At 64.8% G+C, this 22,378-nt stretch carries 27 protein-coding genes and 3 tRNA genes; 15 read left to right on the forward strand and 15 right to left on the reverse strand.

Going from position 1 to position 22,378, the window contains the following annotated elements; translation table 11 throughout:
• Nucleotides 1–7: 7 nt before the first annotated feature.
• From AAHS21_RS01110 to AAHS21_RS01150, 9 genes are all read left to right on the forward strand, one after another.
• Entirely contained in the window at nt 8–1,354 is a 1,347-nt protein-coding gene (locus AAHS21_RS01110) for an AarF/ABC1/UbiB kinase family protein (RefSeq protein WP_342925897.1), read from the forward strand.
• A complete protein-coding gene (locus AAHS21_RS01115; protein WP_342925898.1) occupies nt 1,355–2,272 on the forward strand; it encodes an alpha/beta fold hydrolase in 918 nt (305 codons plus the stop codon).
• 95 nt (nt 2,273–2,367) lie between these two features.
• On the forward strand, nt 2,368–3,231 hold the full coding sequence (locus tag AAHS21_RS01120; RefSeq protein ID WP_342925899.1) for a cyclopropane mycolic acid synthase family methyltransferase: 864 nt from the start codon (nt 2,368–2,370) through the stop codon (nt 3,229–3,231).
• A gap of 140 nt (nt 3,232–3,371) precedes the next feature.
• Complete coding sequence (locus tag AAHS21_RS01125) at nt 3,372–4,235, forward strand: cyclopropane mycolic acid synthase family methyltransferase (protein WP_342925900.1); 864 nt, start codon at nt 3,372–3,374, stop codon at nt 4,233–4,235.
• A 92-nt stretch (nt 4,236–4,327) separates the two neighbouring features.
• Nucleotides 4,328–5,191 (forward strand): cyclopropane mycolic acid synthase MmaA2, encoded by an 864-nt coding sequence (gene mmaA2 / locus AAHS21_RS01130; protein WP_342925901.1) that lies wholly within the window; start codon nt 4,328–4,330, stop codon nt 5,189–5,191.
• 144 nt (nt 5,192–5,335) lie between these two features.
• Complete coding sequence (locus tag AAHS21_RS01135; RefSeq protein WP_342925902.1) at nt 5,336–6,217, forward strand: cyclopropane mycolic acid synthase family methyltransferase; 882 nt, start codon at nt 5,336–5,338, stop codon at nt 6,215–6,217.
• A gap of 144 nt (nt 6,218–6,361) precedes the next feature.
• Nucleotides 6,362–7,261, forward strand: a complete 900-nt coding sequence (mmaA4, locus tag AAHS21_RS01140) for a hydroxymycolate synthase MmaA4 (protein WP_342925903.1) — start codon at nt 6,362–6,364, stop codon at nt 7,259–7,261.
• A 110-nt stretch (nt 7,262–7,371) separates the two neighbouring features.
• The gene (locus AAHS21_RS01145) at nt 7,372–8,070 is read left to right on the forward strand and encodes a YciI family protein (RefSeq protein WP_342925904.1); all 699 of its coding nucleotides are present in this window, start codon (nt 7,372–7,374) and stop codon (nt 8,068–8,070) included.
• A gap of 9 nt (nt 8,071–8,079) precedes the next feature.
• The gene (locus AAHS21_RS01150; protein WP_342925905.1) at nt 8,080–9,297 is read left to right on the forward strand and encodes a sigma-70 family RNA polymerase sigma factor; all 1,218 of its coding nucleotides are present in this window, start codon (nt 8,080–8,082) and stop codon (nt 9,295–9,297) included.
• 135 nt (nt 9,298–9,432) lie between these two features.
• Here AAHS21_RS01150 and rplA read toward each other — a convergent pair whose 3' ends face one another.
• The 12 genes from rplA to AAHS21_RS01210 form a co-directional block, all read right to left on the reverse strand.
• Complete coding sequence (gene rplA / locus AAHS21_RS01155) at nt 9,433–10,140, reverse strand: 50S ribosomal protein L1 (RefSeq protein ID WP_096284683.1); 708 nt, start codon at nt 10,138–10,140, stop codon at nt 9,433–9,435.
• A gap of 86 nt (nt 10,141–10,226) precedes the next feature.
• Complete coding sequence (gene rplK / locus AAHS21_RS01160) at nt 10,227–10,655, reverse strand: 50S ribosomal protein L11 (RefSeq protein WP_090600218.1); 429 nt, start codon at nt 10,653–10,655, stop codon at nt 10,227–10,229.
• Nucleotides 10,656–10,716: 61 nt separating this feature from the next.
• Nucleotides 10,717–11,484, reverse strand: coding sequence for a transcription termination/antitermination protein NusG (gene nusG, locus AAHS21_RS01165; protein ID WP_096284679.1), 768 nt, complete (start codon nt 11,482–11,484; stop codon nt 10,717–10,719).
• A 27-nt stretch (nt 11,485–11,511) separates the two neighbouring features.
• Nucleotides 11,512–11,988 (reverse strand): preprotein translocase subunit SecE, encoded by a 477-nt coding sequence (gene secE, locus AAHS21_RS01170; protein ID WP_342925906.1) that lies wholly within the window; start codon nt 11,986–11,988, stop codon nt 11,512–11,514.
• A gap of 138 nt (nt 11,989–12,126) precedes the next feature.
• A tRNA-Trp gene (locus tag AAHS21_RS01175) sits at nt 12,127–12,199 on the reverse strand.
• A gap of 150 nt (nt 12,200–12,349) precedes the next feature.
• Entirely contained in the window at nt 12,350–12,865 is a 516-nt protein-coding gene (hadC, locus tag AAHS21_RS01180) for a (3R)-hydroxyacyl-ACP dehydratase subunit HadC (protein ID WP_342925907.1), read from the reverse strand.
• Between the two features lie 3 nt (nt 12,866–12,868).
• Nucleotides 12,869–13,297, reverse strand: coding sequence for a (3R)-hydroxyacyl-ACP dehydratase subunit HadB (gene hadB / locus AAHS21_RS01185; RefSeq protein WP_096284673.1), 429 nt, complete (start codon nt 13,295–13,297; stop codon nt 12,869–12,871).
• Nucleotides 13,284–13,763, reverse strand: a complete 480-nt coding sequence (hadA, locus tag AAHS21_RS01190; protein ID WP_096284671.1) for a (3R)-hydroxyacyl-ACP dehydratase subunit HadA — start codon at nt 13,761–13,763, stop codon at nt 13,284–13,286. Before hadA ends, hadB begins: the two co-directional genes overlap by 14 nt.
• Nucleotides 13,764–13,810: 47 nt before the next feature.
• Nucleotides 13,811–13,978: a 50S ribosomal protein L33 gene (gene rpmG, locus AAHS21_RS01195; protein ID WP_003898538.1), complete on the reverse strand. Its 168-nt coding sequence runs from the start codon at nt 13,976–13,978 to the stop codon at nt 13,811–13,813.
• Between the two features lie 35 nt (nt 13,979–14,013).
• Nucleotides 14,014–14,087 (reverse strand) — tRNA-Met (locus tag AAHS21_RS01200).
• Between the two features lie 36 nt (nt 14,088–14,123).
• Nucleotides 14,124–14,196, reverse strand: a tRNA-Thr gene (locus tag AAHS21_RS01205).
• Nucleotides 14,197–14,282: 86 nt separating this feature from the next.
• On the reverse strand, nt 14,283–14,489 hold the full coding sequence (locus AAHS21_RS01210; RefSeq protein WP_342925908.1) for a type II toxin-antitoxin system VapB family antitoxin: 207 nt from the start codon (nt 14,487–14,489) through the stop codon (nt 14,283–14,285).
• A gap of 111 nt (nt 14,490–14,600) precedes the next feature.
• Here AAHS21_RS01210 and AAHS21_RS01215 point away from each other — a divergent pair, with 111 nt between their 5' ends.
• The 3 genes from AAHS21_RS01215 to AAHS21_RS01225 all read left to right on the forward strand — a co-directional run bounded on the left by AAHS21_RS01215 (nt 14,601) and on the right by AAHS21_RS01225 (nt 16,966).
• Nucleotides 14,601–15,323 (forward strand): MBL fold metallo-hydrolase, encoded by a 723-nt coding sequence (locus AAHS21_RS01215; RefSeq protein WP_342925909.1) that lies wholly within the window; start codon nt 14,601–14,603, stop codon nt 15,321–15,323.
• Nucleotides 15,324–15,402: 79 nt separating this feature from the next.
• Nucleotides 15,403–16,245, forward strand: coding sequence for a hypothetical protein (locus tag AAHS21_RS01220; protein ID WP_342925910.1), 843 nt, complete (start codon nt 15,403–15,405; stop codon nt 16,243–16,245).
• Between the two features lie 25 nt (nt 16,246–16,270).
• Nucleotides 16,271–16,966, forward strand: coding sequence for a crotonase/enoyl-CoA hydratase family protein (locus tag AAHS21_RS01225; RefSeq protein WP_342925911.1), 696 nt, complete (start codon nt 16,271–16,273; stop codon nt 16,964–16,966).
• Between the two features lie 110 nt (nt 16,967–17,076).
• On the opposite strand, the gene AAHS21_RS01230 is transcribed toward AAHS21_RS01225, so the two are convergent.
• Nucleotides 17,077–18,084 carry a patatin-like phospholipase family protein gene (locus AAHS21_RS01230; protein WP_342925912.1) on the reverse strand — a complete coding sequence of 336 codons (1,008 nt, stop codon included), beginning with the start codon at nt 18,082–18,084 and terminating at the stop codon, nt 17,077–17,079.
• Complete coding sequence (gene cynS, locus AAHS21_RS01235) at nt 18,084–18,554, reverse strand: cyanase (RefSeq protein ID WP_342925913.1); 471 nt, start codon at nt 18,552–18,554, stop codon at nt 18,084–18,086. Before cynS ends, AAHS21_RS01230 begins: the two co-directional genes overlap by 1 nt.
• 173 nt (nt 18,555–18,727) lie before the next feature.
• Between cynS and AAHS21_RS01240 the strand changes: the two genes are divergently transcribed.
• Genes AAHS21_RS01240 through AAHS21_RS01250 form a run of 3 tightly spaced genes read left to right on the forward strand, consistent with a single transcriptional unit; the run spans nt 18,728 to nt 21,618 of the window.
• On the forward strand, nt 18,728–18,928 hold the full coding sequence (locus AAHS21_RS01240; protein ID WP_342925914.1) for a ferredoxin: 201 nt from the start codon (nt 18,728–18,730) through the stop codon (nt 18,926–18,928).
• Nucleotides 18,929–18,937: 9 nt separating this feature from the next.
• Nucleotides 18,938–20,317, forward strand: coding sequence for an FAD/NAD(P)-binding oxidoreductase (locus tag AAHS21_RS01245; RefSeq protein WP_342925915.1), 1,380 nt, complete (start codon nt 18,938–18,940; stop codon nt 20,315–20,317).
• 14 nt (nt 20,318–20,331) lie between these two features.
• A complete protein-coding gene (locus AAHS21_RS01250; protein WP_342925916.1) occupies nt 20,332–21,618 on the forward strand; it encodes a cytochrome P450 in 1,287 nt (428 codons plus the stop codon).
• On the opposite strand, the gene AAHS21_RS01255 is transcribed toward AAHS21_RS01250, so the two are convergent.
• Nucleotides 21,619–22,377, reverse strand: a complete 759-nt coding sequence (locus AAHS21_RS01255; protein ID WP_342926525.1) for a class I SAM-dependent methyltransferase — start codon at nt 22,375–22,377, stop codon at nt 21,619–21,621.
• Between the last annotated feature and the right edge of the window lies 1 nt (nt 22,378).

Below are 22,378 nucleotides of genomic sequence, written 5' to 3' on the forward strand. Positions count from 1 at the left end.
TGCTGGGATGAGCTCTACCAAACACCGAGACGTGGCCAAGCTCGACCGGGTGCCGTTGCCGATCGAAGCGGCCCGAGTCGCGGTCACCGGTTGGCAGGTCACTCGCTCCGCCGCTCGCGTCGTCACCAAGCTGCCGGGCCGAGGCCCGTGGCAGCAGAAGGTGATCAAGCAGCTCCCCCAGACCTTCGCCGACCTGGGGCCGACGTATGTGAAGTTCGGCCAGATCATCGCGTCCAGCCCGGGCGCGTTCGGCGAGTCGCTGTCCCGTGAATTCCGCGGCCTGCTGGACCGGGTCCCGCCGGCCGACTCCGAAGAGGTGCACAAGCTGTTCGTCGAGGAGCTCGGCGCCGACCCGGCCGACCTGTTCGCCAAGTGGGACGAGACGCCGTTCGCCTCGGCGTCCATCGCACAGGTGCACTACGCCACGCTGCACAGCGGCGAGGAGGTGGTGGTCAAGATCCAGCGTCCGGGCATCCGTCGCCGGGTGGCCGCCGACCTGCAGATCCTGAAACGCTTCGCCCAGGCCGTCGAGCTGGCCAAGCTGGGCCGCCGGCTCTCGGCACAGGACGTGGTCGCCGACTTCTCCGCCAACCTGGCCGAGGAGCTGAATTTCCGTCTCGAGGCGCAGTCGATGGAGGCCTGGGTCTCGCATCTGCACGTGTCGCCGCTGGGCCGCAACATCCGGGTGCCGACCGTGCACTGGGACTTCACCAGCGATCGGGTGCTGACGATGGAGCGGGTACAGGGCATCCGCATCGACGACGTCGCCGCCATCCGCAAGGCCGGGTTCGACGGCGTCGAACTGGTGAAGGCGCTGCTGTTCTCGCTTTTCGAGGGCGGGCTGCGGCACGGGTTGTTCCACGGCGACCTGCACGCGGGCAACCTGTACGTCGACGACCAGGGCCGCATCGTGTTCTTCGACTTCGGCATCATGGGCCGCATCGACCCGCGCACCCGTTGGTTGCTGCGCGAATTGGTGTACGCGTTGCTGGTCAAGAAGGACCATGCCGCGGCCGGCAAGATCGTCGTGCTGATGGGAGCCGTCGGCACGGTCAAGCCCGAAGCCCAGGCCGCCAAGGACCTGGAGCGATTCGCCACCCCGCTGACCATGTCGACGCTGGGGGACATGTCGTATGCCGACATCGGCCGGCAGCTGTCCACGCTGGCCGATGCCTACGACGTGAAGCTGCCGCGCGAGTTGGTGTTGATCGGCAAGCAGTTCCTCTACGTCGAGCGGTACATGAAGCTGCTCGCGCCGAAGTGGCAGATGATGTCGGACCCGCAACTCACCGGGTACTTCGCCAACTTCATGGTCGAGGTCAGCCGCGAGCATTCCTCCGACGTGGAGGTCTAGGTGGAGATCCGCACCGGCTATGCGACGGCCGGACCCGCGTCCAGCGACCTGAAGCTCTACTACGAAGACATGGGCGACGTCGACGACCCGCCGGTGTTGTTGATCATGGGCCTCGGCGCCCAGCTGCTGCTGTGGCGCACCGAGTTCTGCGAGCGGCTGGTCGGCCACGGCCTACGGGTAATCCGTTACGACAACCGGGATGTCGGACTGTCCAGCAAGACCGAGCGCCGTAGCGTCGGGCAGTCGCTGGTCACGCGATTGGGCCGCTCCTGGGTGGGCCTGCGCAGCAGGGCGACGTACACCCTCGAGGACATGGCCGACGACGCGGCGGCGGTCTTGGACCATCTGGGCATCGAGGCGGCGCACGTCGTCGGGGCATCGATGGGCGGGATGATCGCGCAGGTCTTCGCCGCGCAATTCGCCCATCGCACAAGGACTCTCGGGGTCCTCTTCTCGAGCAACAATTCGGCGTTCCTGCCCCCACCGGCACCGCGCGCATTGCTGGCGCTGATCAAAGGTCCGCCGCCAAGCTCGCCCCGCGACGTGATCCTCGACAATGCGGTCCGGGTGAGCAGGATCATCGGCAGTCCGGGTTACCGCATTCCCGACGAGCAGGTTCGCGCGGAGGCCGCCGAAGGATACGACCGCAGCTACTACCCGCAGGGCATCGCCGGGCAGTTCAGCGCGATCCTGGGCAGCGGCAGCCTGCTTCACCACGACCGGCGCATCAAGGCACCGACGGTCGTCATCCACGGTCGGTCCGACAAGCTGATGCGGCCTTTCGGGGGACGTGCGATCGCGCGCGCAATACGCGGGGCCCGATTGGTGTTATTGGACGGAATGGGACATGATCTGCCACAGCAGCTGTGGGATCCGGTGATCGGTGTTTTGACGAGCAATTTCGCCGAAGCCAGCTGAGCCGGAGTCGAGCAGGCGGCTTAGGCTGTTTTTGTTCGTCGCAACTTTCGCACGAGAGCTCACAGAGTTGTAGCGTTGATACTTGGGAGGACGCGATGGTCGCGAAATTGAAGCCGTATTACGAAGAGTCGCAGGCTACCTACGACATTTCGGATGACTTCTTCGCGTTGTTCTTGGACCCCAACATGGTCTACACCTGCGCATACTTCAAGAACGACGACATGACGCTGGAAGAGGCCCAGCTCGCCAAGCTGGATCTGGGTCTGGACAAGCTGAAGCTCTTGCCGGGAATGACGCTGCTCGACGTCGGATGCGGTTGGGGCGGAGCGCTGGTCCGTGCGGTGGAGAAGTACGACGTCAATGTCGTCGGCATCACACTGAGTCGAAATCACTACGAGCGCAGCAAATCTCGTCTTGCCGCGCTGGGAACCACGCGCCGGGCCGAGGCCCGGCTGCAGGGCTGGGAAGAGTTCGATGAACACGTCGACCGGATCATCAGCTTCGAGGCCTTCGACGCGTTCAAAAAAGAGCGGTGGCCGGCGTTCTGGGACTGGGCCTACGAGGTGCTGCCTGACAACAGCCGGCTGCTGATGCACAGCATCTTCACCCATCCGCAGTCGTACTGGAAAGAGCACGGCATCCCGATCACGATGACCGATCTGCGCTTTCTGCGATTCCTCGGCAAGGAGATCTTCCCCGGCGGCCAGATGTGCGGTGAACCCGACATCGTCGATCTCGCGCAAGCCAGTGGTTTCGCGCTTGAGCAGACTCAATATCTGCAGTCGCACTACGTGCGGACGCTGGACATGTGGGCCGCCAATCTGGAGGCCAATCGCGAGCGCGCCATCGCCATCCAGTCCGAAGAGGTCTACGACCGCTACATGCGCTACCTCACCGGCTGCGCGGGCCTTTTCCGCAAAGGCATCTCCAATGTCGGACAGTTCACCCTGACCAAGTAGCGCGACACGCCCGACATGACAGTCGGGTTGAACTGCGAGGTTTCGCCGTTCGTCAATACGGGCAGATGCTGAGTAATAAAATTTTGCCCACTCGGGCTCGGGGGATGTTCGATGCGTTTTTGCGGGGAGGGCGCACGCTGATGGCTCAAAAACTGGAACCACACTTCGACGACGTACAGGCGCACTACGACCTGTCCGACGACTTCTACCGGCTGTTCCTGGATCCCAGCCAGACCTACAGCTGCGCCTACTTCGAGCGCGACGACATGACGCTGGAACAAGCCCAGCTCGCCAAGATCGATTTGTCGCTGGGCAAGCTGGGCCTTCGGCCCGGCATGACGCTGCTCGACGTCGGCTGCGGATGGGGCGCCACCATGCGCCGCGCGATCGAAAAGTACGACGTGAACGTGATCGGGCTGACGCTGTCGAAGAACCAGGCCGCGCACGTGCAGAAGGCGTTCGACGAAATGGACAACCCCCGCAGCAAGCGCGTGCTGCTGGCCGGCTGGGAAGAGTTCGACGAGCCGGTGGACCGCATCGTGTCGATCGGCGCGTTCGAGCACTTCGGCCACGACCGCTACGGCGACTTCTTCAAGATGGCCTACCACGTGCTGCCCGGCGACGGTGTGATGCTGCTGCACACCATCACCGACTTCACCAAGCAGGAAATCATCGACCTGGGCTTGCCCATCTCCATCGACTTGCTGCGCTTCATCATCTTCATCCAGCGGGAGATCTTCCCCGGCGGGCGTTTGCCGAAAATCCCTATGGTGGAAGAACATTCGCGCGATGCAGGTTTCACGTTGACTCGCCGCCAGTCGCTGCAGCCGCACTACGCCAAGACGCTGGACCTGTGGGCGGCGGCCTTGCGGGCGCGCAAGGACGAGGCGATCGAGATCCAGTCCGAAGAGGTCTACGAGCGCTACATGAAATACCTGACCGGTTGCGCCGACAAATTCCGGCAAGGCTACGTCGACGTCAACCAATTCACGCTCGCGAAGTAACCCACCGGCACTGACCACCGGGATCGAATAGTCGGTCCCGGGGCATGCGCGGGGTATCTTTAGGTGCGTTTTCGTCAGGAAGGCAAACGGACATGGCTCGGAAACTGACACCGCACTTCGCCGATGTGCAGGCGCACTACGACCTGTCCGACGACTTCTTCCGGCTATTCCTGGATCCCAGCCAGACCTACAGCTGCGCCTACTTCGAACGCGACGACATGACGCTCGAAGAAGCCCAGCTCGCCAAGATCGACCTGGCGCTGGGCAAGCTGGGCCTGCAACCGGGCATGACCCTGCTCGACGTCGGCTGCGGCTGGGGTGCCACGATGCGCCGCGCGGTCGAGAAGTACGACGTGAACGTCGTCGGCCTGACGCTGTCGAAGAACCAGGCCGCGCACGTGCAACAGTCGTTCGACGCCATGGACAACAACCGGAGCAAGCAAGTGCTGCTGGCCGGCTGGGAGCAGTTCGACGAGCCCGTGGACCGCATCGTGTCGATCGGCGCGTTCGAACACTTCGGCCACGACCGCTACGACGACTTCTTCACGATGGCCCACAGCGTGCTGCCCGACGACGGCGTGATGTTGCTGCACACGATCACCGGATTGACCGGGCCACAGATCGTCGAACGGGGCATACCGCTGACGTTCGAGATGGCCCGTTTCATCAAGTTCATCGTCACCGAGATCTTCCCGGGCGGGCGGCTGCCCTCCATCGAGAAGGTGGAGGACCACTCGTCGAAGCACGGCTTCCGGTTGACCCGGCGCCAATCGCTGCAGCCGCACTACGCCAGGACCCTCGATCTGTGGGCAGCGGCGCTGGAATCGCACAAGGACGAGGCCATCGAGATCCAGTCCGAAGAGGTCTACGAGCGCTACATGAAATATCTGACCGGCTGCGCCAACGCGTTCCGGGTCGGCTACATCGACGTCAACCAATTCACCCTGGAGAAGTAGCGATCGCGTCCGCTCCGGACCGGTGCGGGCCGCCGATCGAGAAACCCGCCGGCATCGCAGCTCAAATCCGAGCGATACGTCCGGCCGGGTGTAGGGTCCCCCAGATGGCCTCCCCGCCGGGAGCCATGTCCACCGGGGGGACATATGTCTGAAAGTTCAGCGGGTGCCACGCGGACGCGGTCCAACGAGGCCGATGTCCGGGCGCACTACGACCTATCGAACGAATTCTTCGCCCTGTTCCAGGATCCGACCCGCACTTACAGCTGCGCATACTTTCCCCACGAGGGCATGACGCTGCACGAGGCGCAGGTCGCGAAGCTGGATCTGACACTCGACAAACTGGCGCTGGAGCCGGGGATGACCCTGCTCGACATCGGTTGTGGCTGGGGTTCGATGATGAAGCGCGCCGTCGAGAAGTACGACGTCAATGTCGTCGGGGTGACCTTGTCCAAGAACCAGGACGCCTACTGCCAGCAGGTGCTCGGCACGCTCGACTCCAAGCGCTCACACCGGGTGCTGCTGACCGACTGGGCGGATTTCACCGAGCAGGTCGACCGCATCGTCATCATCGAAGCGCTCGAGCATTTCGGCTTCGAGCGCTACGACGACTTCTTCGAATTCGCCTACGGCGTCCTGCCGGACGACGGGGTGATGCTGCTGCATTCGATCACCGCCTTGCATCCCACGCAGATGACGCAGCGCGGCATTCCGGTGACGATCGAGATGGCGAAGTTCATCCGGTTCATCCTGACCGACATCTTCCCGGGAGGCCGCCTGCCGTCCATCGAGAAGGTGCAGGACCACAGCGTCAAGGCGGGTTTCGACGTCACCCGGCGCCAGTCACTGCAGTCCGACTTCGCCCGCACCCTGGACCTGTGGGCCGATGCCCTCACCGCTCATAAGGACCAAGCCGTCGAAATCCAGTCCGAAGAGGTCTACGAGCGATACCTGAAATTCCTGACCGGCTGCGCAAACGCGTTCCGGATGGGCTATATCGACTGCAACCAGTTCACCCTGGAAAAGTAGACTGATGGGTCGGGCCGCGGGGGGCCGCACGTCAAGCGCCACCGACAGTTAAGCAGCCCGATCGGGTGTGGGTATCGTTGCTGGTCAATCGGGCGAAGATGGGCAACGTGTTTGAAAGCAGTGAATTCAGGAGACTAAACGCAAATGGCAGAGCAACCGACTAGTGCGACGAAGATCCGAACGCGTTCGGAGGACATCCAGGCGCACTACGACGTCTCCGACGATTTCTTCGCCCTGTTCCAGGACCCCACCCGAACCTACAGCTGCGCGTACTTCGAGCCGTCCGACCTGACCCTCGAAGAGGCTCAATACGCCAAGATCGACCTCAACCTGGACAAGCTGGACCTCAAGCCCGGCATGACCCTGCTCGACATCGGCTGCGGGTGGGGTACCACCATGCGCCGCGCCGTGGAGCGCCACGACGTCAACGTCATCGGCTTGACCCTGTCGAAGAATCAGCACGCCCGCTGCGAGCAGGTGCTGGGTGCGATCGACACCAACCGCTCCCGTGAGGTGCGGTTGCTGAACTGGGAAGACTTCAACGAGCCCGTCGACCGGATCGTCTCGATCGAGGCGTTCGAGCACTTCGGGCACGAGAACTACGACGACTTCTTCAAGCGGACGTTCGACATCATGCCCGACGACGGCCGCATGACCGTGCAGAGCAGCGTCAGCTATCACCCGTACAACCTGAACGCCCGCGGCAAGAAGCTGACCTTCGAGACCGTGCGCTTCATCAAGTTCATCGTCACCGAGATCTTCCCGGGCGGCCGCCTGCCGACCACCGAGATGATGGTCGAACACGGCGAGAAGGCGGGTTTCGTTGTCCCCGAACCACTTTCGCTACGGTCACACTATGTAAAGACATTGCACATCTGGGGTGACACGCTGGAGTCCAACAAGGACAAGGCCATCGAGGTCACGTCCGAAGAGGTCTACGACCGCTACATGAAGTACCTGCGCGGCTGCGAGCACTACTTCGGTGACGAGATGCTGGACTGCAGCCTGGTGACCTACCTCAAGCCGGGCGCCTCAACCCAGTAGCGGCGTCGTTGGGCCCGATTTCCTGCGCGCTGTCGGATTAGGGCTGCGTCGTTCGTCGGATGGGTAGAGAGTGGAGCACGAGGCTTCGCTCGCTATCGGAGGTGACGAACATGCAGTATTTCGCGCTGTTGATCAGCAAAGAGCAGGACCGCACACCCGACGACCCGGCCACCGCGATGGCGGCGTGGCAGAGCTTCCACGCCAAAGCCGGCCCGGCGATCAAATCCGGTGACGCGTTGGCACCCGCGGCCGGCGCGGCGGTCATCACCGGCGGCCCCGACACCCGGGTGGTCACCGACGGCCCGTTTGCCGAGTCCGCCGAGGTGGCCTGCGGCTACTACGTGTTCGAAGCGGAGAATCTCGACGAGGCGCTGGCTTTGGCGCGCGACATCCCGCTGGCCAGCTATGGGGCCGTGGAGGTGTGGCCCGCGGTCCACGCGCTGGAACCGTCCCGCCCGCTCACCGGTAACGACTGGCTGGCGCTGCTGCTGGAACCGGCCGAGAAGGCACACACCCCCGGCACGCCGGAATGGGACGCGGTGGCTGCCAAGCACGCGGACCTGCACGCCGCCGCCGGCGATCACATCGTGGGCGGCGCCGCGTTGCACGATCGGTCCACCGCGACGACCGTGCGGGTGCGCGACGGCGAGGTCCTGATCACCGACGGGCCCTACGTGGAGGGCGCCGAAATCGCCACCGGGATCTACCTATTGGGTGCCGCGGATCGCGACGAGGCCATCAAGATCGCGTCGATGATTCCCGCTTCGACGGTGCAGCTACGGCAGCTCGCTGGAATCTCGGGACTCTAACCGCCCGCAATGACCAACCTGGACGGCGTCTTCCGCCGGGAATGGGGTCCCGCCGTCGCCGCGCTCGCGCGCTGGTCCGGCGACCTCACCGTCGCCGAAGACGCCGTCCAGGAGGCCTGCGCCGAGGCGCTGCGCAGCTGGCCCCGTGACGGTGTGCCTGAGCGCCCCGGCGGGTGGCTGGTAACCGTTGCCCGCAACCGTGCCCGGGATCGGCTGCGCCGCGAATCCGTCCGTCCCGGAAAGGAATTGGCGGCTTTCGTGGACGAGATCAGGGCACGCACCGAGCACACCGACCCGCATCCGGTTCGCGACGACGAACTGCGGATGATGTTCACCTGTGCCCATCCGGCGCTGGACCGCCAATCGCAATTGGCGCTGACGCTGCGGCTGGTGTCCGGCTTGACCGTCGCCGAGATCGCCCGGGCCCTGTTGCAGACAGACACCGCCGTCGGTCAACGAATCACGCGCGCCAAGAACAAGATTCGTCACGCCAACATCCCGCTGCGGGTACCGCCGGCACAGCTGCTACCCGAGCGGACACCGCATGTACTCGGTTGTATCTATTCGGTGTTCACCGAGGGGTATTGGTCGACTGGGGGTTCGTCGGCGATTCGCGACGAACTATGCGACGAGGGCGTCCGGTTGGCCGGCGAGTTGTGCGCGCTGATGCCCGACGAGCGCGAGGCCCACGCCTTGGCCGCGCTGACGCTGCTGCACGACTCTCGGCGAGCGACGCGGATCGACGACAACGGGATGCTGGTGCCACTGCAAGACCAAGACCGCGGCAAGTGGGACCGCGGCCGCGTCGCGCGCGGCCTGCACCGGTTGCGGCTGGCCGAGGGTTCGACAGGACCCTATCTGCCCCAGGCCGTGATCGCCGCGGTGCACGCGACGGCGCCGTCATGGGAGCAGACCGACTGGGTCACCATCTGCGCGGCCTACGACCGGCTGCTGGAATTGACGGGTTCGCCGGTGGCACGCGCCAACCGCGCTATGGCGGTGGGCCTGCGCGACGGCCCCGACGCCGGGCTTCGCGCGCTGGACGAAGCCGCGCGTGATCCCCGACTGACCCACTCGAATCTGGTCGCGACGGTAAGAGCCGATCTGCTGCGGCGCGCCGGACGGCCCACCGAAGCACTCACCTGGTATCGAATCGCGTTGGACTCTAACGGTTCTGAGCCGGGGCGCGAATTCCTGCGGCGACGTATCGCCGAGTGCGGTGGGTAAAGCAACCGCCGTCACAGCCGCCCCACTGGCCCCCAAGAAGTTGCTCCATGCATTTTGCCCGCCTCCGAGCGACAAACGGCTGTCGCTATGAGGCGGGCAAAACGTCAGATCGTTCCAAGCCCGGCGAGGCCGGGACTACGCTTCGGTGAAGTTGCGGGTGACGGCCGGGTCGACCGGAATGCCCGGGCCGGTGGTCGTCGACACGGTGATCTTCTTCAGGTAACGACCCTTCGACGACGACGGCTTGAGCCGCAGCACCTCGTCGATCGCGGCGCCGTAGTTCTCCGCGAGGTTCTTCTCGTCGAACGACGCCTTGCCGATCACGAAGTGCAGGTTGGCCTGCTTGTCGATGCGGAAGTTGATCTTTCCGCCCTTGATGTCGTTGACGGCCTTGGCGATGTCGGGCGTCACCGTGCCGGTCTTGGGGTTCGGCATCAGGCCGCGCGGGCCCAGGATGCGCGCGATGCGCCCGACCTTGGCCATCTGGTCCGGCGTGGCGATCGCGGCGTCGAAGTCGAGGAAACCGCCCTGGATCTTCTCGATCAGGTCGTCGCTGCCGACCACGTCGGCACCCGCGGCGGTGGCCTCTTCGGCCTTGTCGCCGACGGCGAACACCGCGACCCGGGCGGTCTTACCGGTACCGTGCGGCAGGTTGACCGTGCCGCGGACCATCTGGTCCGCCTTGCGCGGGTCGACGCCGAGCCGGATCGCCACCTCGACGGTCGAGTCCTGCTTGGTCGACGCGGTCTCCTTGGCGAGCTTGGCGGCCTGCAGCGGGGTGTACAGGTTGTCGCGATCCACCTTTTCGGCGGCGGCGCGGTATGCCTTGCTGTTCTTGCTCATTGATCAATCCAATCTGGTGTTGGGGTCGTGGTTAATTCGGGCCGAAGCCAGCCCTCCCACGGGGTGGAGCTGAGGGTTATGCAGACCTATTCGACGGTGATCCCCATCGACCGGGCGGTACCGGCGATGATCTTGGCGGCAGCGTCGATGTCGTTGGCATTGAGGTCGGTCTTCTTGGTCTCGGCGATCTCGCGAACCTGATCCCAGGTGACCTTGGCGACCTTGGTCTTGTGCGGTTCGGCCGAGCCCTTGCCGACGCCGGCGGCCTTGAGCAGCAGCTTGGCGGCGGGCGGCGTCTTGAGCGCGAAGGTGAAGCTCCGGTCTTCGTAGACCGTGATCTCCACCGGGATCACGTTGCCGCGCTGGCTTTCCGTCGCGGCGTTGTATGCCTTGCAGAACTCCATGATGTTCACACCGTGCTGGCCGAGCGCGGGTCCCACCGGCGGCGCAGGGTTTGCCTGTCCCGCCACGATCTGGAGCTTGATCAGCCCAACGACCTTCTTCTTCGGGGCCATGAGATTTCGACGTTCCTTCCTGGTTTATGCATCCAGCCGTTCCCGCGAACGGGATGGCTGGCTAGATCTTGGAGACTTGGGTAAAGGTGAGTTCCACCGGTGTTTCGCGGCCGAAGATCGACACCAACACCTTGAGCTTCTGCTGTTCGGCGTTGACCTCGTTGATCGTGGCCGGCAACGTCGCGAACGGCCCGTCCATGACCGTCACCGATTCGCCCACCTCGTAGTCGACCTCAACGACCGGGCGTTCCAGCCCACCGGCCTCGGTCGTGGCGGCGGCAGCGGTGGTGCCACCCTTGACGGGCTTCTTCGCCGAACCCGGCGGCAGCAGGAACTTCACCACGTCGTCGAGCTTGAGCGCCGAGGGACGCGACGTCGCGCCGACGAATCCCGTCACGCCGGGGGTGTTGCGCACCGCGGCCCACGAGTCGTCGGTCAGGTCCATGCGCACCAGGATGTAACCCGGCAGCACCTTGCGGTTGACCTGCTTGCGCTGGCCGTTCTTGATCTCGGTGACCTCTTCGGTGGGTACCTCCACCTGGAAGATGTAGTCGCCGACATCGAGGTTCTGCACCCGGGTTTCGAGGTTGGCCTTCACCTTGTTCTCGTATCCCGCGTAAGAGTGGATGACGTACCAGTCGCCGGGCTTGCTGCGCAGCTCCGCCTTCAGGGCAGCGGCCGGATCAGCCTCGTCGGCCGACTCCGCGGGGGTTGCCGGGGCCTCGATGGCCGCGGGCTCCTCGGTGGTCTCAGGGGCCTCGACGACCTCGGCAGGCTCTTCTACGTCGACCGCTTCACCGGCGGACGTGTCACCGTCGAAGGTAGTCACGGTTTTCAGTCCTCTCTATCTCTACGCTCAGCCGAACACCAGCAGCACGAGCTTGGTCAAGCCGAAATCAGTCAGGCCGACCAGCGCCACCATGAAGGCGAGGAACACCAGCACCACGGAGGTGTAGGTGAGCATCTGCTTGCGGTTGGGCCAGATCACCTTCCGCATCTCCGCAACGACCTGCTTGAGGTAGTTGTAGACGAAGACGAGGGGGTTGGCCGTCCGGTCCCCGGGTTTCTTCGGCTTCTTGGCCTTCTTGTCGGCTCCGGCCTTCTTGGCCGGAGACTTCTCCTTGGAGTCCTCGCTCTCCTCCGATGACTCGACGTCGACGTCGTCGCCGGCATCGGCCACCCGCTGCCGGGACCGCTTGCCCGTTGGCCGTTGCGGACGCGCCACAGGCTTGGTCACCACGGCCGTCCGACCGCCGCTGGTGCTGTCGTCGGTGTCACCGCCGTCGCGTGCGGCGTCGTTGGCACCAGGGACGTCGAGGCCCTCGTCGCTCACCGCATGCTCCTTTGTTCGCTAGCTATCGCGCGATTCGTCCCGCGCTGACCGGTTAGTGTCCAGCATGGCACGTTTCCCATTGTCCAACTCCTCCGCAGGCCGATAGGGCCTGCGTCGTCGTCGGACGTTCGCCTTGTGCAGGGGCGACAGGACTTGAACCTGCAACCTGCGGTTTTGGAGACCGCTGCTCTGCCAGTTGAGCTACGCCCCTTCGCGGTTGGCAGGCCAACCTGCGCTTACCTTCCGGGGCCTACATGACACGCGCGCTCTCCGTTCGGTGATCGCCGAACCTGTGGACAGCGCGCTGTAATGGGAAAACCCCGAGGTCCGAGTGTACATCGGCACGGGAGTCAGATACTAATTACGCGGTTCTGACGACCTGCCCGGATTCGTGGTCCCATCTGAGCTTGACCGGATCGTCGTCGTTCGATTCTTCCCGGTACTGCCCCATCAACGTCGTGTAGGCCTCCATCACGACCTCGCCGTTGTCGTCGGTGCAGATGTTCTTGGTGACTACGATGTCGGCGCCGAATCGCTCGTTGACCGACTCGACGTCCATCCGCCCCCACAGCTTGTCGCCGGCCTGGATCGGCCTGTTGAACACGAAGCGCTGCTCGACCTGGACGATCACCAAGCTCTCCATGCCCAGGTCGACGTGCCGGAAGAAATCCAGCTGCACGTACTTGGCGAAGATCGTGACGAGGGTCAGCGGCGCGAGGATCGAGTCGTAACCGAGTTCGGCCGCCGCGGCCTCCTCGAAGAAGGCCGGGTGATCGTTCTTGATGGCCCGGGCGAACTCCCGAACCTGCTCGCGGCCCACCACGAAGTAGTCCGGATACCGCCAGATCATCCCGCGGATATCAGTCTTGAGCGCCATGGGTTACGCCAACTTGGCCGACGCGATTGCCCGTCCGAAGATCTTCTTACCGCCGGTGGTGGCGCTGATCGCGATGGTCACCGACTTCGTCTCCGGGTCCGCCGACTTCACCCGGCCGCTGAATACCAGCTCGGCGCCCTTGCCGTCGTTGGGCACCGGCACCACGGCCGTGAACCGCACGTTGTACTCGGTGACCGCACCGGGGTCCCCGACCCACGAGGTGACATACCCGCCGCCGATGCCCATCGTGAGCATGCCGTGCGCGATCGCGGTGTCCAGCCCGACGACCTTGGCGATCTCGTCGTCCCAGTGGATCGGGTTCAAGTCCCCCGAAACTCCCGCGTAGTTCACCAGATCCTGGCGCGTCAGCGGGTAGGTCTTTTCCGGAAGCTGGTCGCCCACCTTCACCGAGCTGAACTCACGCAGTGGCATCAGAAAATCCCTCTTCTCCGTTCTCACCGGCACGGCCCGCCAGGGTCGTGTAGGTCTCCTGCACGATGTCACCGGCCTCGTCGGTGATGATGTTCTTGGTCACGACGATCTGCGTGCCGTGCGAAATGCGCATCGAGTCCACGTACACGTCGCAGTACAGCCGGTCGCCCGCCACCAGCGGCTTGAAATACTTGAGCACCTGGTCCACCTGGACGATCTGCGCATCGGTGACCGCGATGTTGGCGTGCTTGAAGAACGCCGACTGCGCCTGGTAGCCGAACACGCAGCAGAACGTCAACGGCGCCAGCAGCCCCTTATAGCCGAGCTCGGCAGCGGCCTCCTCCTGGGAGAAGTACGCGTCGTTGTTCTGCACGGCGACCGCGTACTCGCGGATTTTCTCCCGCTCCACCTCGTAGTAGTCGGGATAGCGGTAATGCATCCCGACTAGGTCTTTGGTCAACGGCACGGCTTCAAAACCTACCTGGTCAATTTCGTCTAAACGGCTAGAGATGATTAGCGCGTCTCGCGGTGTGCCTGGTGCTTGCCGCAGTTCGGGCAGAACTTCTTCAGCTCCAGCCGGTCCGGGTCGTTTCGCCGGTTCTTCTTGGTGATGTAGTTGCGGTGTTTGCACACCTCGCAGGCCAAAGTGATCTTCGGCCGCACATCGGTACTGGAAGCCATTTCAATTCTCTTTCACACGTCACGTTGTTGTGTTGTAGCGATGGCCGGACTCGAACCGGCGACCTAACGATTATGAGTCGTTCGCTCTAACCGACTGAGCTACATCGCCTCTGGTACGCGCCGTCCGCCTGTTCGGCGTCCGCCGAGCCCCCTAACGGAATCGAACCGTTGACCTTTTCCTTACCATGGAAACGCTCTACCGACTGAGCTAAGGGGGCCTGGAACCCGTAGCGAACAGTCTTGCCTCGGGCCTAAAAGAGGGTACAGCGCGACGCGCGACGGCACCAAACCACGCCGCAGACGGTCAGTCCTCTGCGCTGTTGCGCTTCGGCTGCCACGCGCTGAGGTCGCTGAATTCGTCGTAAATGTCGTCCTGGTCGCCGTGGGCGTCCGAGTCGAGCAGCGTCCGCAACGCGAGGTGGACGGCCTCGCGCGCATCGGCCACGTGATAACGACGGATTGCCTCCTGGACCAGATCGTCGTCGATCTCCATCTCGACCTTCTTCAACATGGAGCAACAATACCCACGCGGCACCAGCCGAACCGTCCGGCGAAAGCGCGGTTGACGAGCTGTGATGCGCCCGAAATGCCAGGTCGGTTCGCCGGGTCATAGTCTGATGCGGTGACAGATTCGTCCGCGGACCGACTGTATTTCCGGCAACTGCTCTCCGGTCGCGACTTCGCCGCCGGCGACATGATGGCCGCCCAAATGCGCAATTTCGCGTATCTGATCGGCGACCGTCAGACCGGCGACTGTGTGGTGGTCGACCCGGCCTATGCCGCCGGCGAGCTGGTCGACGCGGCCGAAGCCGACGGTATGCACCTGTCCGGTGTCCTGGTCACCCACCATCACCCGGACCACGTCGGCGGCTCGATGATGGGCTTCGAGCTCAACGGCCTGGCCGACCTCTTGGAGCGGACCAGTGTGCCGGTGCATGTGAATACCCACGAGGCACTGTGGGTTTCGCGGGTTACCGGGATTGGTGTCGACGACCTGACCCCGCATGAGCACGGCGACAAGATCAGCATCGGCGCTATCGAGATCGAGCTGCTGCACACCCCGGGCCATACGCCGGGTAGTCAGTGCTTCCTGCTGGACGGCCGGCTGGTCGCCGGGGACACGCTCTTCCTGGACGGCTGCGGACGAACCGACTTTCCCGGCGGCGACTCCGATGAGATGTATCGCAGCCTGCAGCAGCTGGCGGCGCTGCCCGGTGACCCGACCGTTTTCCCGGGGCACTGGTATTCCACCGACCCCAGCGCGTCGCTGGCCGAGGTCAAGCGTTCCAACTACGTGTATCGCGCCAACAACCTCGATCAGTGGCGAATGTTGATGGGCGGCTGAGTAATAGCCACGGTCATTGCGATTCCGCAGTCGGGCCAGCAGAATTTCGGGTGCATATCGCTGTGATATAAGCGGAGGGATGGATTCCATGGGGTGGATCCAGGGCAGCTGGCACGGGGTCACCGATGTTGAGTCCAGCACCTGGTTGGCGTGGGCGGCGTGGGCGGCGATTGCGCTCGGCGTGATCGCCCTGATCTTCGCCAACCACCAGATCAGCCGCAACCGCCGACTGGCCGCCGAGCAGACCCGGCCCCATGTGGGCATGCTGATGGAGCCGCACGCCGCGGACTGGCACGTGATCGAGCTGGTCGTCCGCAATTTCGGCCGTACCGCCGCCTACGACATCCGCTTTTCATTCTCGAGTCCGCCGACGGTGGCCGAATACGAGAATTCCACCGACGGCTATGCCGAAGTGGTCGAATTGCAGTTGCCCAGCGAATTGCCGGTACTCGCGCCCGGCCAGGAGTGGCGGATGGTCTGGGATTCCGCACTGGACCGCGGCGAAATCGGTGGCGGCATCGAGTCTCGCTTCACCGGGAAGGTCGTCTACTACGACCGCCCCGACAAGCCGCGCGGGTGGCGGTTCTGGGAGCGCGAGCGCCAGCCGCTGGAGACCAACGTGGTGCTGGACTGGGATGCCTTGCCACCGGTGCAGCGCATCGAGTTGATGACCACGCACGACCTGGCCAAGCGGGAAAAGCAGAAACTGGAACTGTTACGCAGCCTGTTGACCTACTTCCACTACGCGAGCAAGGAAACGCGCGCCGACGTGTTCCGCACCGAGATCGACCGAATCAACAGCGCAGTGGCCGAAACTCAGGATCGCTGGCGAGCCCGTCAGCTCGATGCACCCACCGATGTGGGACTGCGCTGGGGCAACTCCCAAGACGACCTCGGTAAACACCGCGGCGAGCACGTCTGAGCGTCCACGTCCGAAGGAGTAACGCATGAGTGGTCCGGTCACCTACAGCCTCAACGACACCGTCGCGACCATCAGGATGGACGACGGCAAGGTCAACGCGCTGGGCCCGACCATGCAGGCGGCCCTCAACGAGGCGATCGACCGGGCCGACAGCGACAACGTCGGCGCGCTGGTGATCACCGGTAACGAGCGGGTATTCAGCGGCGGATTCGACCTGAAGATCCTGACCTCCGGCGAGACGCAGCCCGCGATCGACATGCTCAGGGGCGGCTTCGAGCTGTCCTACCGGCTGTTGTCCTACCCCAAGCCGGTGGTGATCGCCTGCACCGGGCACGCCATCGCGATGGGCTCGTTCCTGTTGGCTTCCGGCGATCACCGGATCGCCGCCCACGCCTACAACATCCAGGCCAACGAGGTCAAGATCGGCATGACGATCCCCTACGCCGCGCTGGAGATCATGAAGCTGCGGCTGACGCGTTCGGCGTATCAACAAGCCACCGGGCTGGCCAAGACCTTCTTCGGTGAAACCGCCCTTGCCGCAGGCTTTGTCGACGAGATCGTGTTGCCCGAGATGGTGGTCAGCCGCGCCGAGGAAGCCGCGAAGGAATTCGCCGGCCTGCACCAGCACGCGCACGCCGCAACGAAATTGCGTGCCCGCGCCGACACGCTCAAGGCGCTGCGCGCCGGAATCGACGGCATCGAAGCCGAATTCGGTCTGTAGGGAGGAGGCGATGCGATTGCCCGGGCAACCGCCTCCCCTCCAGTCGCCTCCTCCACCGCAGAGTGTGGCACCGCGGCGAGCGGCCGTCACTTCACCCTGAGACCACAGCGTCAGACGGCCCAGCGGAACCGTTTGAGGTACGCCGCCCAGTCCCACGTCAGCAAGAACTCCTGCGCCGCTTCGTAGCCCTTCTGATACAGCGCCTCGAGGCGATCCGCGGCGATATCGAAGTCAAGGACGCCCACATCGGTCGACTCGACCGGGATCGCGCGGGCTGCGACCCACGGCTGGTTGAGGTGGGTCTGATCGTGGCCGGTCAGCATCGTGGTGAGCAGGCCTTCCAGCAACGACGTCTGTTCGAAAAGCCGCAGCGGTTTCAGCGCGGGCATCACCGCGCTGAAACCCTCGTTCAGCCGGGGCAAGACGGTGACGCCGAATGTCGGCCACCGCGGCACTTTTCCGTCAAAGCGGTCAAACGTGTCGATCGGAAAGTTCGACAGCACCCCGCCGTCGACGAGGGTGGACGTTGCCCCGGTGACGCTGCGCAGCTTGACCGGGGGGTAAAAGAACGGGATCGCCATCGACGCGCGCACGGCGTCGGCGACCAACTGCTCATTCGGGTCCAGCCCGTAGAGCCGTCGGTAGTCCCAAGGCAGCCGCACCAACTGCGCCGCGGTCACGTCGGCGACGGTAACGACCAGCCTGTGACGCGGCTTCTCGGGCATCGTGTGCTCGTCGAGGAGCAGATCTCCGAAGTAGGTGACGCCCAGGTTCTTCAGCTCCCCGCGAATCCAGTCGTAGGCGGCGTCACCCCGAAACATGCTGGTGTCCCTGACAAGTCCCCATGCAGCACCGAGAATCGGGACGGGTCCCGAGTCGCGCCACTTGCTCAGCGGCGCAGACAGTGCGAGCTCCTTGACCTCTTCGCTCGTCAGCTGGTCGTCCTTGGACGCGGCCGCCAGAATCGCACCGACCACCGATCCGGCCGACACGCCCGATACCCGCGGGAACGTATAGCCCGCGTCCATCAGGGCGACGATGGCGCCCACCAGACCGATGAACTTGACGCCCCCGCCGGAGAGAACGAGATCAGCGGATTTCGACTGCCGGCTCGCCATCACTCGCCTTGCGCCGAAACCCAGTCGTAGGCAAGGTATTTGCCGTCGAAAGTCACGACGACGCGATCGCCGGCGGGGTGCGGCTTGCGCTGCAGGTCGACGCTGAAGTTGATCGCGCTCATGATGCCGTCACCGAACTGCTCGTGGATGACTTCCTTGATGGCACCGCCGTACACCTGAAGCGCTTCGTAGAACCGGTAGATGGTGGGGTCGGTCGGCACTGCGCCGTTTGCGAAGGCGCCCTGTCCCCCGCGCAGCGGCGGGGCGGCCAGCACCGGTACCGCCGACTCCTCGAGACCCAGCATCTCGACCAGCACCTTGCCCAGCTCCGGCGGAATCGGATGCTGGCCGAGCAGCGCCGACGTGGTCCACAGCAGCGGCCGATCGATCGCGTCGGCCAGCTCCTGCCACGTGAGGCCCTTCGTCAGTCGGGCAACGACGATCTGTTCGGTGATCTCGTTTCTGTTCATGAACCCAGCATGCACTAGCCGTCCTGTCGCCACGAGCCGCGAAGAAGACTTCACAGCGCAGCGATATGCGACGCGTCCCCGCGAAAGGGTTACGCAAACACCGTGATTGGCCTCACCTGGGAGAGGTACGCTGCCAGGCGTCGGATCTTGGGCCCCGGGGGATCGGAGGCGCTATGCGGATCGTGGTCGACCTCAACCGTTGTCTGGGGTACGCGCACTGCGTACCGCTGGCCCCGGAGGTGCTCAAGCTCAACGGGGAAGAAGCCCTCAGCTACGACCCCAACCCCGACGACGATCACCGCCAGCGGGTGCTGCGGGCGGCGGCCGCCTGCCCGGTGCAGGCGATCATCGTCGACAAGCTCGACGGGCAATAGTGGCCGGCCGTGAATCCGAAGGACTTCAAGGACACCGGACGCATCGTCATCGTCGGCGCCTCACTGGCCGGACTGCGTGCCGCCGAAGCGCTGCGCGAAGAGGGTTTTCGGGGTGAGCTGACTATCGTCGGCGACGAGCCGGACGAGCCGTACGACCGGCCGCCGTTGTCCAAGCAGGTCCTCAAGGGCTGGGTGGCAGCCGATCACACCAAGCTGCCGCGGCTGCGTGCGGTGGATGCCCACTGGCGCCTCGGCGTGGCCGCGACCGGCCTGGACCGGGCCAACCAGGTGGTCCGCCTTGCCGACGGCAGTGAGATATCGGGTGACAGTCTGCTGATCGCCACGGGTGTGCGGTCGCGGCGGTGGCCCAACCCGGACGAGGCCGCGCTGCAAGGCGTCTACACGCTGCGCACCAGGGCCGACGCCGCCCGAGTGCAGGCCGCGTTGGCCGCCCGCCCACGCCGCGTGCTGATCATCGGTTCGGGGTTCATCGGATCGGAGGCCGCCTCGGTCTGCCGCGAACTCGGCCTGGAGGTCACGGTCACCGAGCGGGGTCCGGCGCCGCTGAGCGGTCCGCTGGGCGGCGTGATCGGCGCGATCGCTGCCGAGATGCAGCGCGACGCAGGGGTGGACCTGCGCACTGGGGTGTCGGTGCTCGCGCTGGACGGGGATGCCGAAGGGCGGGTACGGCGCGCCCGGCTCTCCGATGGCAGCACGCTCGACGTCGACGTGGTGCTGACGTCGCTGGGCTCGATCCGCAATGTCGAGTGGCTCGAGGGTGCCGGGTTAGCGGCCGGGTTCTGGGGCGTGGGATGCGACGCCGGGTGCCGCGCGTTCGACATCAACGCCGTGGTCACCAACCGCATCTTCGTGGCCGGCGACATCGCCCGGGCTCCGCATGTCCTTTACGACTATGAGTTCCTGGCGATGGAGCATTGGGACAACGCCGTGCTGGGCGCGCGGGTCGCGGCACACAACATGGTCTGCGACGAGGTCGATCGCTGGGCGCACCTGCTGGTCCCGCAGTTCTGGTCGGCCCAATTCGGCGTCAACATCAAATCCGTCGGCGTGCCGTCATTCGGCGACGAGATCGTCTTCACCCAGGGCTCGGTCAGAGCGCGCCGGTTTGCCGCGGCCTACGGCCGCCGCGGACGCATCGTCGGCGCGGTCACCTTCAACCACGCGAAATGGATCGACTTCTACCGCGACCAGATCGCGCGCTCGGGACCGTTCCCGCCGCATCCGCCGGGTTTCGACTTCCCGGAGAACATGCGGGTGATGCCGGCCGACTTTCCCGCGCGCGGCGTGCCGACCGAGACCCCCGACGTGGTGTTGACGGGACACGACCCCAGCGAACGGCGCGCGGAATTCCGGCCCCGGCAGCGATGAGTGAGGACCTGCGCATGACTCCCGAGGAAGCATTCGACGCCGCGATGCGGCACGAAAACCGCGCGAATCCCTATCCGTACTTCGACGAGCTGCGCAAGACGCCGGTGGTGCGGGTGACCAATGGCATCTACGCGGTCACCGGGTACGAGGAGCTGATGGCGCTGGCCCACGACCCGCGGGTGAGTTCCGACCTGCGCAAGGGACGCCCGGCGGCCGTCGGCCGCAACCGGCTGGGCGCGGACGAGCCGGCGGCCGAGATGGCCTCCGAAATCACCGGGGGCTACGGCCGGGAGCCGAGCTTCATCGCGCAGGACCCGCCCGAGCATGACCGGGCGCGCCGCCAGTGCATGCGATTTTTCGGGCCACCGGCCGCGCCGGACCTGATCCCGGGCCAAGAGCTGTTTTGCCAACAGCTCGTCAACGAAATGCTCGACAAGGCAACGGGTAAGACCCGGATGGATGTGGTCGACGATTTCGCTTATCCGTTGCCGGTCAATGTGATCTGCCGCATCATGGGCATACCTGTCGAAGACGAACCCCAGTTTCACGCGTGGGTCACCGACATCGCTTCCGGCATCTTCGATCTCGGCCCCGACATCCAAACCGAGGAGGGGCAGGCCCGGCGCGCCAAGGGTGAAGCCGCCGACGCCGAACTCAACGATTACATCGTCGGGCTGGTCGAGAAGGCCGCGAAGTCCCCTGGGCCCGGTATGATTTCGCAGTTGGTCCACGATGACGGACCGGACGGCCAGATGTCGACGAGTGCGATCGTCAACAACACCATCCTGTTGTTCGTCGCCGGTCACGACTCAACGGTCAATCTGATCTCGCATTGCATTCTCACCGTGCTGCGCAACCCGTGGTCAATCGAATTGCTCTGCGACAAGCCGGAATTGATTCCCGGTGCCATCGAAGAAGTGCTGCGACTGCAGTCGTCGGTGCAATTCTTCCCGACCCGTTCGGCGCTGGCCGACATCGACATCGCCGGCACGACGATCCCCAAAGGTGCGCCCATCTATCTGATGTACGGCGCCGCCAACCGGGATCCGCGCCGCTTCTCCGACCCCAACACGTTCGACCCGCGGCGGCCCGACAACGAGCACGTGGGTTGGGGCCGCGGCATTCACGTGTGTTTCGGTGGCCCGCTGGCCCGGCTCGAGGTGAACACCGCATTCGAGGCTTTCCTGCGCCGGGTGAAAGGTCCACGGCTGGTTGAAGATCCACCGCCTTATCGCATCAGCCAGGTGTTCCGCGGCCCGCGGCATCTGCTCGTCGACTACGACGAGATCCTGAGTCGGTAATCAGCCGGGCTTGGTCGCGGTGACCACGCGCGTCGCGAACCAGGGGCCGCCGTACCACATCCGCCATCCGAGATTGCGCCGCCGCACGTCGTGCCAGCCCAGTCGACGCAAGTAGCCGGCATGGCGGTTCGTTTCCCACAGGTCGGCGATCGCGAGTCGACCACCCGGACGCAGCACCCGAATCGCCTCTTGCAGCGCCTTTCGCCGGCCCTCGTGAGTCGCGATGTTGTGGATGGCCAAACTGCTGACGATCGCGTCGACGCTCTCGTCGGCTAACGGCAGCGCGGTCATGTCGGCGGTCCGCACCTCGACGCGGTCGGCGACGCTTTCCAGATCCGCGTTGGACAGCGTGGACTGTTGCGAATTCTTGGTCTGGTCCGCCCGCCATAGGTCGACACCTATCGCACGGCCCCGCGGCACCCGCTTGGCCGCGGCCAGCAACACCGCGCCGCGCCCACACCCGAGATCGAGCACGGTTTCGTCGCCTTGCAGCCCCAACTCGTCGAGTATCCGCTCCCACACCACGAACTTGCCGCTCCTGGTGGCGTAGATATACGACGCGGCGGTCGCGAGAACCTCAACCGCCGAGGCTGCGCCGAGTACCGCCGCCAGCCGGTTACCGCGGGCCAGGGCTACTCCGGCGCCCGCGAACAGGGCGGTGGAGATACCGACCACGCCGGCCACCTGCGCTACCGGCGAGACGTTGTGAAAAGACCCGTCGTATCCGTATTCGCCGCGATGCTGGCGCGCCAGCTCCATG

The sequence above is a fragment of the Mycobacterium sp. 050272 genome, assembly GCF_039023525.1.
Taxonomy (GTDB): Bacteria; Actinomycetota; Actinomycetes; order Mycobacteriales; family Mycobacteriaceae; genus Mycobacterium.

What these genes read in the sequence shown, in the direction of transcription:
- AAHS21_RS01125 (WP_342925900.1), top strand. Translation starts at nt 3,372, where the DNA reads ATGGCTCAAAAACTGGAACCACACTTCGACGACGTACAGGCGCACTAC.
- cynS (WP_342925913.1), bottom strand. Translation starts at nt 18,554, where the DNA reads ATGAACAGAAACGAGATCACCGAACAGATCGTCGTTGCCCGACTGACG.
- AAHS21_RS01145 (WP_342925904.1), top strand. Translation starts at nt 7,372, where the DNA reads ATGCAGTATTTCGCGCTGTTGATCAGCAAAGAGCAGGACCGCACACCC.
- AAHS21_RS01255 (WP_342926525.1), bottom strand. Translation starts at nt 22,377, where the DNA reads ATGGAGCTGGCGCGCCAGCATCGCGGCGAATACGGATACGACGGGTCT.
- hadB (WP_096284673.1), bottom strand. Translation starts at nt 13,297, where the DNA reads ATGCCACTGCGTGAGTTCAGCTCGGTGAAGGTGGGCGACCAGCTTCCG.
- rplK (WP_090600218.1), bottom strand. Translation starts at nt 10,655, where the DNA reads ATGGCCCCGAAGAAGAAGGTCGTTGGGCTGATCAAGCTCCAGATCGTG.
- AAHS21_RS01210 (WP_342925908.1), bottom strand. Translation starts at nt 14,489, where the DNA reads ATGTTGAAGAAGGTCGAGATGGAGATCGACGACGATCTGGTCCAGGAG.
- AAHS21_RS01150 (WP_342925905.1), top strand. Translation starts at nt 8,080, where the DNA reads ATGACCAACCTGGACGGCGTCTTCCGCCGGGAATGGGGTCCCGCCGTC.
- AAHS21_RS01250 (WP_342925916.1), top strand. Translation starts at nt 20,332, where the DNA reads ATGACTCCCGAGGAAGCATTCGACGCCGCGATGCGGCACGAAAACCGC.
- AAHS21_RS01110 (WP_342925897.1), top strand. Translation starts at nt 8, where the DNA reads ATGAGCTCTACCAAACACCGAGACGTGGCCAAGCTCGACCGGGTGCCG.
- rpmG (WP_003898538.1), bottom strand. Translation starts at nt 13,978, where the DNA reads ATGGCTTCCAGTACCGATGTGCGGCCGAAGATCACTTTGGCCTGCGAG.
- hadC (WP_342925907.1), bottom strand. Translation starts at nt 12,865, where the DNA reads ATGGCGCTCAAGACTGATATCCGCGGGATGATCTGGCGGTATCCGGAC.
- AAHS21_RS01120 (WP_342925899.1), top strand. Translation starts at nt 2,368, where the DNA reads ATGGTCGCGAAATTGAAGCCGTATTACGAAGAGTCGCAGGCTACCTAC.
- mmaA4 (WP_342925903.1), top strand. Translation starts at nt 6,362, where the DNA reads ATGGCAGAGCAACCGACTAGTGCGACGAAGATCCGAACGCGTTCGGAG.
- AAHS21_RS01135 (WP_342925902.1), top strand. Translation starts at nt 5,336, where the DNA reads ATGTCTGAAAGTTCAGCGGGTGCCACGCGGACGCGGTCCAACGAGGCC.
- AAHS21_RS01240 (WP_342925914.1), top strand. Translation starts at nt 18,728, where the DNA reads ATGCGGATCGTGGTCGACCTCAACCGTTGTCTGGGGTACGCGCACTGC.
- mmaA2 (WP_342925901.1), top strand. Translation starts at nt 4,328, where the DNA reads ATGGCTCGGAAACTGACACCGCACTTCGCCGATGTGCAGGCGCACTAC.
- AAHS21_RS01225 (WP_342925911.1), top strand. Translation starts at nt 16,271, where the DNA reads ATGAGTGGTCCGGTCACCTACAGCCTCAACGACACCGTCGCGACCATC.
- AAHS21_RS01230 (WP_342925912.1), bottom strand. Translation starts at nt 18,084, where the DNA reads ATGGCGAGCCGGCAGTCGAAATCCGCTGATCTCGTTCTCTCCGGCGGG.
- rplA (WP_096284683.1), bottom strand. Translation starts at nt 10,140, where the DNA reads ATGAGCAAGAACAGCAAGGCATACCGCGCCGCCGCCGAAAAGGTGGAT.
- AAHS21_RS01220 (WP_342925910.1), top strand. Translation starts at nt 15,403, where the DNA reads ATGGATTCCATGGGGTGGATCCAGGGCAGCTGGCACGGGGTCACCGAT.